This is a genomic window from Calyptranema fuscum S582 (assembly GCF_055793305.1).
In genome coordinates this window covers 146,104-158,677 of record NZ_JBSLYH010000006.1, presented here as the reverse complement: position 1 = coordinate 158,677, position 12,574 = coordinate 146,104, and the positions used below count along the sequence as shown (strand labels likewise).

Below are 12,574 nucleotides of genomic sequence, written 5' to 3'. Positions count from 1 at the left end.
GAGCCAGGAAATCTTAGAAAATGCGATCGCACTTTAGTGCCCCATGCTTGTAGCTGAGCAGGTTGCAGAATTGGGTGCAGGCATCTGTGCAGGGGTGACTGCAATCAATTCTACTTGCCCTGCTTCATTTCTCACCCACCCATTCATTTCAACCAGGTGTTCAGGGTCGGTCGGTACGGTTGGAGTAGCATTAGTCAAAGGTTGTTGTCCTCCATTCATCGCGTCAGACAAATCACGCATATCATTCCAGGGGCGATCGCTGGTTACCTGTTCACTCGGATTCAGCGGCACCCCTCCTCGTCCGGTGGCAATAAAGCGACTGCTCGATTGCTCGGCACATCCCGTTGCCACTTGATTGCTGACATCGACCACCGTGTCCGGCAGGGGGACGACATCTGACCCTGGATCTACATCCGGATTGCTGATAGCCACCGTGCCACTGTAGGCAGACCCCAACCCAGACGACGCTGTAATATCACTCTGGGGGGTGAGCTGTTCGCGAAATTCAGTGCCAAAAATGCCCAGAGCATCAATCGCAATTTGTCCACCAAAGCTATTGGTGGAATTGGCAGTGATATCGCTGTTTTCACCGTCTACTGCCACAATGAAATCGCTGTTAATCGCAATGTTGCCACCGCTACCCCGACCACCCGCTGTGGTTGAAATGCGGGAGCGATCGCGCATGAGTAATACATTCTGAATGTTTAATTGAATGTTACCTCCCTCCCCTGCTGCTGTGGCTGCTGTAATTTGCCCCTGGTTTCGAAGATTCAGGGTATCAGCATGAATCGTTAGTTGTCCGGCATTGCCAATTCCTTCATGCTGCACCGTAATGAGCCCACCCTCTGCTACTGTCACCTCATAGGCATTGAGAGATAGCGCTCCCGTATCTCCCCTGGGCACAGCAGGTAGATTGAAGGCTTGTTGAATACTTGGATCAAGGATACTTGTGCTTGCAAAAATTTGTGCTGGTCTACCGTTTGCAGCCGTTCCGCTCACTAGTACTGTATTCGCATCAATGGTGACCCGACCCGCCGAACCTGCTGCCCCATTTGTCGAGCCAACCGCGCCGCCATCTTGAACTGCCAAGCGAGGGGTTTGAATAGTGATATCGCCCGCGTCCCCTCGACTGATCGTGAAGGTGCTCAGTGATCCATGGAGATTTGACCTTGAATCAACACCTCGAACGGTGATGGAGTCAGATGCATGTACTCTGAGATTGCCACCATGTCCAGTTCCTACTCCGGTATATAGGTTTTGCCCAAGGATAAATTGGGTTCCTGATGCCAGTACCGCACCTTGTTCAACCAGCAACCGTTGGGTGGAGATGCTGACATCTCCAGCATTGCCTGACGTAATGGTGCTCGTACCAATACTACTCGTAATGATAGGATCAAGATTGACCCCAGATATCTCGATCGATTCACGAGCATTGACTGTAATACTTCCAGAATCGCCACTGGCGACTCCTGAAGGGCTTGTAGACTGAGAAAGTGAAGCACCAGAAATATTTGCACCCTCGTAGAGACCGAGACGCCTCGTAGAGACTGAGATATTTCCGCCATGACCAGACCCTAAAGTGAAGCTTCCTAACCCACCTAGCACCAGGGGACTGATTCTTCTGGCAGTAATCGTCTGGTTAGCACTGGCAGTAATATCACCGCCTTGGCCTGCGCCCAGGGTAAACGACTGGAGCACTCCACCATCCAATAGGGTGAAGCGATCGCCCAAAATTGTCAGATCTCCGCCTGCACCGGCACCGGCTGTCATCGTGCTGAAACCGCTGCTGGTGGTGGAATTGAAAGAATCAACACCGACCGCAGTAATCGTTCCCGATGCATTCACCATAACGTCGCCCCCGTGTCCAGTTGCCTGGGGTCCCACCAGACTACTCACCTGCCCACCATTTCGCAGTCTGATGTCTCCAGTCGATATACGAACAGTGCCACCATTGCCTGTTGCCAGCGTATCCGTTGTAATTCGGCTGTTGAACAAGTCTTGCTGGGCAGGATTGGCACTGGCAGGGGAAGATCCACCAACGAACACGGAATCGGCGTTGATCTGGATATCTCCCGTTGCACCACTCCCTTGATTTAAGGTTTGGATGCGACTTCCCGATCGCAATGTCAACTGTGGGGTATTGATTTGGATTTGCCCGCCCCGACCCCTTGCCCCCGGAGTCAGTTGATTGACAATCCAACTGCTAAAGGGATAGATGGAATTTACACCCGTCAACTCCAGCGCATCTGCTGCTCGAATGACGATATCTCCGCCGGGTTGCTGCCCGGATGTGGTTGCTGCAATTTGCGAATTGTTTAGCGTTACTCTGCCTCCGTACACATGAATGCCCCCAACCTCATTGCTCAAGGGCATCCACAGCGACGATCGATTCAGAAATTGAACGGTTCGAAAGGTATGGATCTGTTCATACCCCAGTTCCCAACCGACGGGGCTGGGGGTCAGGCTCACTTCTCCATCGGCAACACTACCAATTTCCAGTCTGCCTGCCACTGCTGTCGCGATCGCTCCATCAAACGTGACATTTCCCCCCACGAGTGCCAGAGTTTGTCCGGGTGCAACAGCCAGCCCGAAATGGGTCGTTGGCAATACCTCTTGATTTCCTGAGCCGTTGACCCGGATACGACCGGGATTTTCACCCATTTGCAAGCCGATGGGAGCACTGATGCTTAACAGAGGAGCCGTTGAGGCAGGGTTAGCACTAAACACCGTGCCATCGGAAAAGTGCAAACGGTCGGCTGTGCTGCCGATAAAGGAACCCCCAATGTTTAACTGGGCATTGGGTCCAAATAAAATGCCAGATGGATTGAGTAAAAACAAATTGGCATTCCCATTGGCACGAATTAGCCCATCAATGTGAGAAATATTGCCACCCGTCACTCGGCTAAAAATATTCCGTACATTGGCAGCATTATTAAAGTAGGCTGACCCGCCACTGGGCACAGAAAAGTCACGAAAGCTATGGTACAGGTTACGTCCAGCGCGATCGCCAGCTTCAATGGTAAAGTTGCGTCCATCGGGCGAAGTAATACGAGTGGAAAGCGTGCCATCAGATGTGATTTGCGACCATCCGGGTTGTGCCGTCAAACAAGCTGCACAGACAACAGCAACAGTGAGCGCCAATGGAAAACTTTGATACATACAAAAATAGTCCTATAAAAATAAGGCGATCGCCTACCACTCCAGCAACTTTATCTTTCAGGGTTCCCACACTGGAGAGACAGAATACTTATTGCCCCATACCGAATGCTGAGCAGGTTGCATAAGTGGGTGCAGGAACACTTCCAGGTGTGACAGCAATCAGTTCGAGTTGCCCTGCTTCATTCCGCACCCAACCATTCATTTCAACAATCTGAGCAGGGTTCGTCGTTGTAGTTGAAGAAGCACTCGCAACAGTGGGTTGTCCTCCATTCATCGCGTCAGACAAATCTCGCATATCACTCCAGGGGCGATCGCTGGTCACCTGTTCACTTGGATTCAGCGGCACCCCTCCTCGCCCGGTGGCAACGAAGCGACTGCTCGATTGCTCGGCACATCCCGTTGCCACTTGATTGCTGACATCGACCACATTGTCCGGCAGGGGGACGACATCCGACCCTGGATCTACATCGGGATTGCTGATGGCAACTGTGCCACTGTAGGCAGACCCCAACCCGGACGACGCTGTAATATCACTCTGGGGGGTAAGCTGTTCACGAAATTCAGTGCCAAAGATGCCCAGAGCATCAATCGCAATTTGTCCACCAAAGCTATTGGTGGAATTGGCAGTGATGTCGCTGTTTTCTCCCTCAACCGCCACAATAAAGTTTGTATCAATCGCAATATTGCCACCACTCGCCGTTTCCGTTGCATTGGTGGTAATCGAACTGCCCTGACGGAGCAACAACATCTCACTTTGCAACGAAATGTTGCCCTGATCACCCCCGGCAACATCGGCACTCACGCTGGATTGATCATGCAGTTGAATCGTATTCGCTCGCACGGTGACGTTGCCTGCACCTCCACTCCCCTGTCCACTCACAGAAATGTTGGCGCGATCGCTCAAGTACAGCTCAGGAGTGCGCAGAAAGATTGACCCCGCCGCCGCATCGGTCGTCGATTCAGCCGCCAGTTGCGTATGGTATCCGCTCAATCGAATCCCCTCATTGGCAAGAATGCGTAAGTTACCTGCCCTACCACTCCCGGAGGTGGACGCGCTGATTTGAGAGTTATTTAATAGCGAGAGGCGATCGCCTTCAATGCTTAACTCTCCTCCTACAGCAGTGCCCTGAGCATTGGTTGAAATCCGGCTACCATCATCCAGCACCATCTGAGTTGCCGTAACCTGAACGTTGCCTCCGCGTCCGGCTTCATGGGCATCGGCTAAAATCTGGCTTTGATGAGTTAGTTGCAGCGTATCGTCAACTTGTAATTGCACATCGCCACCCTGTCCCACTTGCGTTGAAGCATTGATCAGGCTGCGATGGTTGAGGTGCACAGAGTCTGCTTGAATGGTGAGACGACCGGCATTGCCCGTACCCAGGCTTTCCACACGAATTTGTCCTTGATTGGCAAACAGCTCCCCCACTCGTAAATTGAGCGTACCAGCATTCCCTGTGCCTTCAGCCTGGGTGCTAATGCGGCTAGTACTCAACAAATCCAGGGTGGCAGCCACCAAATCAATCTGTCCGCCATTCCCGGCACCCGTTGTAGAGGCAATGATGGTGCTACCCTGGCGCAAACCAATAGTATTGGCGTGCAGACGCATATTGCCGCCGCTGCCTGCTATCGTGCTTGCTCGCAAGTTACCTGCTTGATTGAGAAAAATGGCGTTGGCATCGACACGCAGATTTCCAGCATCCCCACGTCCAGAATTGCTGACGGTGATTTCCCCGCGATGGTGAACCCGGATGGTATCTGCGGCAATCGTAACCGAGCCTGCTGCGGCATCTGTGGTTGAAGAAGCAGTGATGCTGCTGGGCAATAGCGCACCATTGATGGGGACTTGAGCAACACCCCCAACATTGATCGTGTTGACGCGCAAGTTGATATTTCCAGCCGTGCCATCTCCTTGAGTAGACGAGGTCACTTGTCCACCGCTAAAGACATGCAGGCGATCGCTCTGAATCGTTAAATTGCCACCGTTACCCACAGCACCGTCACCCACAGCAACGGTGATGCCGCTAACCGTGTGGCTGAAATTATCCATAACCGCATCCCTGACCGAAATATCTCGTGCGTGAATATTTACATTACCGGCGGTTCCGTTCCCCGCTAGAGCAGTAGAAATGGTTCCACCGTTGGACAAGCGTATATCTCCAGCATCGATCGTAATCGTTCCGCCCTGACCTTCCGCAAGCGGTTGGATAGAACTGATGACCGCAGCCGTTAGCCCCACAGGTGTCGCTCCCTCAATTTCCAGACTATCGGTAGCCCGGATTGAGATATCGCCAGTCGTACCCGTCGTCAAAGATTCAAATCCAGGGAAATTAAAACCGAGCAAATCGGTACTAATGCGCCCTCCATGAAGTAAGCGCACCCGATCTGCCTCAATCGTGATGTTGCCGCTATTATTCTGGTTGCCCGCACTGACCAATGTGGTAATGGCACTGGGAGAAGACCCCGTTGTGGGGAAAGGGTTGTATCCATTCAGCTCTACATCTGAGGCTCGCACAGTAATATTGCCAGAACTAGAATTGTTAATCAGCACAAGCTGAAACGTAATCGGATCAAGACCAAAACTAATGAGAGACTGAAGCCAAGCACCATTGGCAATGTATAACCGTTCCGTTTCAAGCGTAATATCCGCTGCTCTAGCATGGTCTCCCGAGACACTGGTGTAAATACCCGATGTAGCGTACTGCTCTGGCGCAGAAGCTCCTAACAAATCTACAAATTCTGTGGTTTGAATCGTGATTCCCTGCCCTTGACCCGATGCGCCAGTAACGGATGAGATCCCCGACCCATCTTGTAGGGTCAAACCTCGCGCCCGGATATTGATTGCACCACCATTGACGCCACTGGTGTCAAGCGAGGAGGATCGACTTAATGAAATCGTGCCCCAATCCGCCGTGCTGGGCGAACTTGCAAGATGGAGATGGGTTCGAGCATTCAAACCTACTTCAGCATTCTGCACAGCCCACAATTCCATCCGTCCATCCGGAACCGCTATCGTTGCACTATCAATATCAATCTGGCTACCAACCAGGGCAACGGCTTGAGCCTGAAACAGTTGGCGAGGTCGCAAAAAGAAGTTGGATACTGGTAATCCCTCTGCTCGAATGGCTCCAGCATTCGCTCCCAGTTGTAACCCAACCGGAACACTCATAGTCAACAAGGGCGTTCCCGTCCTGCGAACAGCACTGAACTCGGTACCATCGGCAAAGCGAATGCTGTCAGCCGTGGTACCAACAAACGTGCCGCCGATGTTTAAAGATGCATTGGGTCCAAATAAAATTCCGGCAGGATTGAGGAGAAATAAATTGGCATTACCATTGGCACGAATTAGTCCATCAATGTTAGAAATATTGCCACCCGTCACTCGGCTGAAAATATTCCGCACATTGGCAGCATTATTAAAGTATGCCGAGCCACCACTGGGCACAGAAAAGTCACGAAAGCTATGGTAAAGGTTACGTCCGGCGCGATCGCCAGCTTCAATGGTAAAGTTGCGTCCATCGGGTGAAGTAACACGAGTGGAAAGAGTACCATCAGACGTAATTTGAGCCAAACCTGGATGTGACGTCAAACCCGTCACAACGGCAACAGTCAGGGCAATCGTAAGGGATAATTTTTTAGACATAACAGTGACATTGTTTGATGTGTGCGATCGCCTGCCAGTCCCCAGCAGACTTGATTATGTATAGAGATAACTAATTCAAAAAGGACGCCAGAGCAGAGAGAAATAAACGCCATTCTCCTGCAATGAATCCCCTTCTGAATCGACATCAATTAGAGGAATACCCCAGTCTAACCGGGCAGAAAAGCGATCGCCCATTTGCCATTGCAAACCCAAGCCAACAGATAAAAGGCTATTGGGGTCTGGGTCTGGGCGATCGCCATTATTCCAGCCCATCCCAAAGTCAACAAATGGAATCACCTGTAAGATGCCATTTATATCTCGTGCTCTTAAAATGGGCACGCGGACTTCGGCTGATGCCAGAAACCCGCTGTCTGTTAGTAATTGATCTTGGCGATACCCTCGCACCGTCCGTTGCCCACCCATACCAAACTGTTCTTGGGGTACCAACTCATCGCCGGTTAACTGTAAATCAGATCGTAAAACCAGGAGTGTATCTGGGGCTAAGAGATGAACCCACTGCCCTTGACCCCGCCACGCAAAAAAGCGGCTATCGGGCCCCCTATCACTGATGGTCGAGTCTAATGCATCTAATCCCACACTAAATTGCGATCGCACCGCAAATACATCGTGTTGATCTCGGTTAGTCCATTCCTGGGTAAACCGTAATGCTGAAATGCGGGTACGACCATCCTCATCGGCTCCAATCGATGGAAAAGGAATTGGATCACCAAAGTCTTCTAAAAACTCACTTCGACTTTCTTGCCGAGAAGCGGTCAAACTCAGCGCAAACTCTTCACTGGGTGTTTGGATAAGCGGTTGACGATAGGTTAATTCATAATACCGAGACTCTGATTGTATATCTAATACATCAAAGGGAGCTTCAATAATATCGCTGTTACTAAACCCAATACTAAAATTCAAGGTGCCATTACGCGGATTCACAGGAATGGTATAACTTGCATCAACGGCGTTACTTCCCTCTGTGTTGGTATAGTCCAGGTTCAGGCGATCGCCCAGACCGAATACGTTAGCATGGGTCAGGCTGACTCGTCGGCGAAAGCTTCCAACGGCTGGCGATCGCCCATTATCAATCGCAATTTCTGCACTGAAGGGATCAGCTTCATCAATTGCTACATTTAAGATGCTGGTTCCGGGTCGAACACCCGCCGCTAAATCAGCGGAAATGCTATCTAACAGCGGATCAAGCTGTAGCAATTGCAAGCTTTCTAAAAGTCGATTAACATTCAACGGCGTATCTGCCGTTCGTGCCAGACGACTGCGAACATATCCAGGATTTAAGTGGCGGTCGCCTGTAATCGTAATGTCTTCCAGTGTGCCTTCTACGACCTGGATTTGGATAATACCAGTGTCTAGAATTTGGGGTGGAATATAGGCACCGGAGGTAACGTAACCCTGTTCAACATACAGTTGTGTGATGGCAGTCCGGACTTGAAACAACTCCGCAAACGTTAGCGGTCGGTGGGTAAACGCAGTGGTGACCGCAGCAAAATCGTCTGCACTAAAAACCGTGCTACCCACTACTTCAAACTTTTCTACTGTAACGGTTTCAGGAATCTCTTCTGGATTCGTTCCGGATGGAACGACGGGAGTAGAAGGAGAAGGTTGCAACAGTTCTGCCGGAGGGGGCAGAGGCATCGGAGCGTCCAGCTCCGGTAATGGCTCTGTGGAAGGTGCTTCTACGTCTTGTCGTAATACAGGAGCCAGAGGATCTGAGAGCGCTGGGCGATCGACATTGGGCACTTGTGCAACGCTCATCTGTGCTGACAGGGGAGCGGCTTGCAGCACAGAGTCCTGAACCTCTAAAGTCATGGACTCCGACGATGCTGCATCTGGGACACTGAATGGTTGCATAGGTCGAGGTTCAACCATGAAGCTCTCTACTTTAAGGCTCTCAGGCTCATGCTTCGAATCAGAACCAATACGATTGAATTGAAGGGGATCTGAAATAGCATTTGATCTCAGGGCGGCCTTTGCTGAATCAGACACGATTACTAAAACACTGATCAACGAGCACAGGTGAATAAAAACTCGAACGGCAAATAAATACTGCCGAAAACTGAACTTGTTCATAAGAGTAATAAGGAAATATGCGGATCCAATCCGTTGTCATAGCAAGCAGTGAGGCAGTAGACTAACCCTTAATCGGAGAATTCCCGCAAAACTGGCAATCCTACCTATTTCAAAAAGTTTATTTTTGCCAGGGCAATGACGCCTTTACGGAAATAAATCTATGGTTCTAGCCGATTCATGATTCTTAAGGAATTGGATGAGACCCCTGATTGCCCTTCACATTCATACCCAAAACTAGCCACGTCCTATCTTGCAGATAGCTCAACCCAACGGCGATCGCCTTTCAGGTTTCTATCAGTAAATACCGAAACATATCTAGATCACTTAAAAAAATAAGATTTAGTTAAGAAAACAAGATAAATTTCCCCAAGTTTTTCACATTTCATATCTAATCTGGAAAAAGAGAACTGTTTAATGAAAGCTCTGTTCATTAAACAGACGCATATCTGATGGCAACGACTAACCCCTAAACCCGCATTCAGTTCATAGACTCAATCGTGGCATTGCTTAGGATCACAAATTAATTAAAACCCGGACGTCTATTTTAGGAAGCGCGGCTCCGCCGCGCTTCCTAAAATAAATCTTCGGTTTTATTAAATCCATGATCCTTAATAGCGGGATGAATTTGAACGTGACCCCAAAGGGGTCACGTTCAAATTCATCCTCAAAATCAGTAGTGCTGAATAGTTTGGCTGACTTTTTGTCCAGGTTTCATCGAAACCACAACTCAATCCTATACGCTTATATTGACTAATGTAGTGATGCTAACTAGACGAGATTTTACACGACTATCTTTATTTTCGTTGGGGTTAGGACTGACGAATTGCGCCCGTGTATCGGGTCAGACTCAGTCAGCCATGAACTTGGGAACATCGTCAAATGCTACTGATCTAACCATCTGGTGGGAACAAGGGTTTTTGGCTGAAGAAAATGAACAAATTCTCCAGATTGTCCAGCAATGGGAACACCGTTCAGGGCGACGGGTGAGCTTGAAACTCATGTCTGTTGACAGCATGAATCAACAACTCAGTCCGTTGCTAGCCGATCCAGATCATCACCAAATTCCCGACATTGTTTACTCGGTCGGAGTGGATACCAGCCTTGCCCCTAACCTTGCTTGGCGCGATCAACTCCTCGATCTATCAGACGTCATTCAACCTGTTCAAGACAAATATACAGCGATCGCCTTATCTCAAGTCTCCTATCGCAATCAAATTCGAGGTGAACGGAGCTTCTATGCATTACCCCTATGGCAGTCAGATGATTACATTCACTACTGGGGCAATTTGATTGCCGACATAGGTTTTAGCCCAGAAGATGTACCGCAAGAATGGCACCCCTTCTGGCAATTTTGGCGATCGGCTCAAGCTCAATTGCAAGCGAAGGGTCATGCTGATCTCTATGGCGTTGGGTTATGCATGTCATCAGTCGGCTTTGATACGTACACATCGCTCAAGATGTTTTTAGACGCCTACGATGTCGGTGTCGTGAATGAATCAGGTCAACTGTTATTAGAACAACCTGAAAATCGTCAGCGATTTATAGATGCTTTGACCGAATATACTAATTTTTATTTACAAGGCTATGTGCCTCCCACAGCCGCGCAATGGACGGGTTCAGGAAATAATACGATGTTCCTGGATGGTGGCATTTTGATGACCCAAAATCTTACCTTATCTATTCCTTTAACTCAAAAGCTGACCGACAACCAATATAACCAGGATGCGTTCAGGCGCTATCGGCAAATTGTCACGATCAATCGCCCTCTCAAGCTCGACGGTACCGAATTATTAACACGCAAAGGCATCAAACAAGCCATTGTACCAAAAGCGAGTAAGAATCAAACAGCAGCTAAGGAATTCTTGAGCTACTTGATTCAACCAGCCAACTTAAATCAGTTGCTTCAGGGGTTTAAAGGACGGATCTTCCCCGTCATGCCAGAATTACTCAAAGATCCCTTCTGGAAAGATACCAACGATCCACATCTGTCATCGGCTTTAGAGATTTACAATCGTCCTAGCTTGATTCCCTATGAGGTCATGCACTCTGCTTTTAGTGAAGTTCAAAACCAACAGCTTTGGGCAAAGACGGTATTGAAGGTGATTCAAGACAAGGCTTCGCCAACCCAAGCGGTCGATTGGGCGATCGCCCAAATCAAAACCATTTGGACAGCATGGGAAACCTGATAGTAGCATCCAGTCAGCCATTAAACTCTAGCGACTCTCTATCGATCAATTCATCATATTGATAAACGTGAGCGTCAAACAAATGCTTACCAGACGTAATTTTACACGGCTATCTCTGTTCTCCTTAGGTCTGGGGTTAACACAATGTTCTCCCATGTCTGATCAATCGAATATCACAATCAGTACAACTTCAGATACAACAGATCTCGTCATTTGGTGGGAGCAGGGCTATTTACCCGAAGAAAATGAAGGCATTATTCAACTAGTCCGCCACTGGGAACAAGAATCAGGACACAAGGTCAGTTTGAAGCTGATGCATATTGACTTGCTAGAACAACAGCTCCTAAAAGCACTGGAGCACCCGGAGCAAGGTCAAGTTCCAGACATTGTCTTTGCCATTTCGTTAGATGCCAAGTTAGGTCCCAAACTGGCGTGGCAAAATCAACTGACTGATGTTTCCCAGATTATTGAACCTGCCAAAGATTTATATATTGCCGAAGCGCTCTCTCAAGTTACCTATCAAAACAATATCCTCAAAGAGCGTCACTACTACGCCGTGCCTCTGGGCTATGCCAGTGAATACATCCATTGCTGGAACAGTTTATTGTCTGATATTGGTCTGACTCAACAGGATATTCCTAAAGAATGGAGTGCCTTTTGGCAGTTTTGGCAACAGGCTCAAGATCAGCTGCGCGATCGCTATTCAGAGCTTTATGGCATCGGTCTCTGTATGTCGGCGTCCGGCGTCGATACGTTTACGTCCCTCAGATTATTTCTGGACGCTCACAACGCTACTGTCGTCAACGATCAGGGTGAATTGGTCTTCCCAGAACCCGAAAATCGGCAACGATTTGTCGATGTCTTAACAGAATATACAGGGTTTTATCAAGCTGGCTATGTGCCACCCGACGCCATAGATTGGACAGCTTCCGGCAACAACTTCACATTCCTGGAAGGGAAGATCTTGATGACACACAATCCGACCCTTTCCATTCCCCTGACTCAAAAGCTGGACAGCAACCGTTATAACCGGGATGCGATCGACCGCTACCAAAACATTGCAACGCTTGATCTGCCTCACAAACCCGATGGTACACCCCTTTTACTCAGAAAGGGAATTAAACAAGCCATTCTACTAAAAGCCGGACAACACCCGGATGCCGCTCAAGATTTTTTTACATACCTAATTCAACCCGATCATCTTAATCGCTTGCTCAAAGATACCAAAGGGCGCATTTTGCCCGTCATGCCAGACCTTCTGCGTGATCCCTACTGGGACAATTCCGACGACCCACATATTTCCGCAGCCCTGAAACTCCTCTATCAGCCCAGCCTGCCTCCCTACGAAACGTTGCACCCAGCCTACAGCGAAATTTTTATTCAACAAATTTGGGGTAAAACAGTTCTCAAAATTCTTAAAGATAACGTATCTCCTGAAGCTTCAGCTGACTGGGCGATCGCACAAATCAAAACGATTTGGACTGCATGGGAAGAATAA

5 protein-coding genes are annotated in these 12,574 nt (G+C 49.1%); 2 read left to right on the top strand and 3 right to left on the bottom strand.

Annotated elements, in window-relative coordinates:
* Window positions 1–33: 33 nt before the first annotated feature.
* The 3 genes from ACR6Z4_RS06475 to ACR6Z4_RS06465 all read right to left on the bottom strand — a co-directional run bounded on the left by ACR6Z4_RS06475 (window position 34) and on the right by ACR6Z4_RS06465 (window position 8,689).
* Window positions 34–3,159, bottom strand: coding sequence for a two-partner secretion domain-containing protein (locus tag ACR6Z4_RS06475; protein WP_479716416.1), 3,126 nt, complete (start codon window positions 3,157–3,159; stop codon window positions 34–36).
* 88 nt (window positions 3,160–3,247) lie between these two features.
* Window positions 3,248–6,799 (bottom strand): two-partner secretion domain-containing protein, encoded by a 3,552-nt coding sequence (locus tag ACR6Z4_RS06470; protein WP_479716415.1) that lies wholly within the window; start codon window positions 6,797–6,799, stop codon window positions 3,248–3,250.
* Window positions 6,800–6,874: 75 nt separating this feature from the next.
* A complete protein-coding gene (locus ACR6Z4_RS06465) occupies window positions 6,875–8,689 on the bottom strand; it encodes a ShlB/FhaC/HecB family hemolysin secretion/activation protein (protein ID WP_479716414.1) in 1,815 nt (604 codons plus the stop codon).
* Window positions 8,690–9,651: 962 nt separating this feature from the next.
* Between ACR6Z4_RS06465 and ACR6Z4_RS06460 the strand changes: the two genes are divergently transcribed.
* Both ACR6Z4_RS06460 and ACR6Z4_RS06455 read left to right on the top strand, forming a co-directional pair.
* A complete protein-coding gene (locus tag ACR6Z4_RS06460) occupies window positions 9,652–11,076 on the top strand; it encodes an ABC transporter substrate-binding protein (RefSeq protein WP_479716413.1) in 1,425 nt (474 codons plus the stop codon).
* 154 nt (window positions 11,077–11,230) lie between these two features.
* Window positions 11,231–12,574: an ABC transporter substrate-binding protein gene (locus tag ACR6Z4_RS06455; protein WP_479716412.1), complete on the top strand. Its 1,344-nt coding sequence runs from the start codon at window positions 11,231–11,233 to the stop codon at window positions 12,572–12,574.

Bases quoted from the DNA above. Each gene is read 5' to 3' on its own strand.
- ACR6Z4_RS06470 (WP_479716415.1), bottom strand. From the start codon at position 6,799: ATGTCTAAAAAATTATCCCTTACGATTGCCCTGACTGTTGCCGTTGTG.
- ACR6Z4_RS06465 (WP_479716414.1), bottom strand. From the start codon at position 8,689: ATGGTTGAACCTCGACCTATGCAACCATTCAGTGTCCCAGATGCAGCA.
- ACR6Z4_RS06475 (WP_479716416.1), bottom strand. From the start codon at position 3,159: ATGTATCAAAGTTTTCCATTGGCGCTCACTGTTGCTGTTGTCTGTGCA.
- ACR6Z4_RS06460 (WP_479716413.1), top strand. From the start codon at position 9,652: ATGCTAACTAGACGAGATTTTACACGACTATCTTTATTTTCGTTGGGG.
- ACR6Z4_RS06455 (WP_479716412.1), top strand. From the start codon at position 11,231: ATGTCTGATCAATCGAATATCACAATCAGTACAACTTCAGATACAACA.